Source organism: Leisingera sp. F5, assembly GCF_001593695.1.
The window spans coordinates 1-2,036 of the sequence record NZ_LUKH01000598.1 but is presented as its reverse complement, the minus strand read 5'-3'; the positions used below and the strand labels follow the sequence as shown (position 1 = coordinate 2,036).

1 protein-coding gene, 1 tRNA gene and 1 pseudogene are annotated in these 2,036 nt (G+C 55.9%); all 3 read left to right on the top strand.

The features are described 5' to 3' along the window. Positions 1-287: pseudogene (locus tag A2I95_RS33715) on the top strand (MBL fold metallo-hydrolase); the annotation flags it as partial. A gap of 69 nt (positions 288-356) precedes the next feature. Next, positions 357-431: transfer RNA gene (locus tag A2I95_RS33710), tRNA-Asn, on the top strand. A gap of 497 nt (positions 432-928) precedes the next feature. Continuing rightward, positions 929-1,921, top strand: coding sequence for a hypothetical protein (locus A2I95_RS33705; protein WP_291736824.1), 993 nt, complete (start codon positions 929-931; stop codon positions 1,919-1,921). Positions 1,922-2,036: the final 115 nt, after the last annotated feature.

The window sequence follows — 2,036 nt, the reverse complement described above, 5'->3', positions numbered from 1 at the left end:
TTTTCCACCCTGGTCACGGCGCCCCGATCCACGATCCTGCCGGACGGCTCGATTGGCTGATCGCCCACCGCGCATCCCGCGAGGCCGCAATTCTGGACGCTCTGCAGCAAGCGCCGGCCAACGCAGCCTCTTTGGCCCGGCAGATCTATACCGAGACCCCGCCGGCTTTGCTAAAGGCAGCTGAACGCAACGTTTTTGCTCACCTTGTTGACCTCTCCGGCCGCAAGCTGGCCGCACCGCAAGGCGTCCTTTCCGCCACCGCCGTATTCGAGCAGCGCAGCGGCTGATTCTTTTCAAAAAAGTCCTTCACGCCCTCTGGACGCCTGATCCCGAGGACGTTATACGGCACGGACCGTTCCGGCGTAGCTCAGCGGTAGAGCAGTTGACTGTTAATCAATTGGTCGTAGGTTCGATCCCTACCGCCGGAGCCAAATCTCCTCTAAGAGGCTGATTTCTAAGAGAAAGGCGACCCATCCGGGTCGCCTTTCTCGTTTCTGGCACTGCGAATGGCACTCCGCGTGACACTTTGTGGCACATGGGAGAGACAATCATGCCTCGATCACGCAGAATTCCCCACCTTGAATACCGGCGCTCTGGATACGTTTGGCGTCGCAGATGGCCCAAGAGTCTTAGAGAGAACCGGGCGGATTCAGAGCCTTCTGAATCCGCTGTCGAACCGAATCTTCCGGTCTTCAAATCGAACAGATCGTCTTCTGGCTCTATAGGGGAAAACCCCTATTCGAAATGCTGCACTCAAGCGCCGTGTAAGGGAAAGTCCAGCAAATCCAGGGCCGTCTCACACAGCTCGAGTGGGGGTATTCCCTCTCTTGTCTTCTCATTGAAAACTCATGCATTTTCATAGGCACAGGAGCTGTCCATTCGACTGACGGCTCTGAGCAATCTGACATTCCATTACATCGCGAGCACCATGACACTGACTCCAGCTGTCGTCACGCACGTCTTGACGACCCTCGTCCGCTTCGAAATCGAAGCGGCTGACCGTATTCGCATCCAAGGTGATCTACGCACACCTGAAGCGGCAGAATTTGCCCTGCGCCGAGAGCGCGCATTGCAAGAAACACTTCGCCAAGCATTGCAGCTGCGCAACCACGAGGTTGCCCGGCGGCCCTTGCAAGCAGCCTCACGACATCTCGGCATCGACTTGCCGGAAGACGGTGATGACTGGAAGTCGTTGGCCTATGAGGCCACGCGGGTTCTACTGAATGTAAGCGAAGAGCGCGAAAGGCGCGAGCGTGGGTTCTTTCATGAGCCGAGCCCATATTTCAGCCAAGGTATTGGGCTGGCGGTCGAAAAAGTTGCGTCTCCTGCCTCTGTTCCTGCGGGGATCGGACAACCCATTCTTGCCATGCAGGATTTTGCCAATGGTCAATACGCAGCATTCCCCGAAGTAGACGCAGTTTCGCTAGTGGCCCAAACGACCTTCGCTCAACCACCGCACGTCGATGGTTCTGCACGCGTTGGGCGCTCCGTAGACGCTTCGGACACAACTGGGAGCCAGGCTCCCCGCAGCACCTCGATCGAAAATCCGAACACTGAAACCCATGGTGCCTTCAAACGGGTCCTGTTGAAAAACTGCTCGGACATGACGAACGCCGCGCTCAATAAAGGTGAAAATATCAAGATTGATGAGGCGTTTGACGCCTATATCGAATTGAAACGTCAGGGCTACGGCGAGGATTGGGATAAGCTTCAGAAGCCTGACGAGAAGACAAGGAAGAAGTGGAAAAACTCCACCCTTCCCGGGATGCTGGTCGCCAAGAACATCTGGACTGACTTGTTGGAGTATTCATCCATTGGGGCCGTCTCTGAAGAGGCGGTTCTCGACCAGATCTCGATCATTCGCGAAATCCCCGCATTGCATGGTAAACAAGCCGATTTATCCGCTGATGAGGTGAATTAGTCTCGATGTGATCTGACACCGCCCCCTTCTCAGCACGCTGAACTGGGGGCGGCGCATCTCTTGAAGGAGATGATGGCTGGCCGTTTTGATGGTGGTGCAAACCCAACCGCAAAAC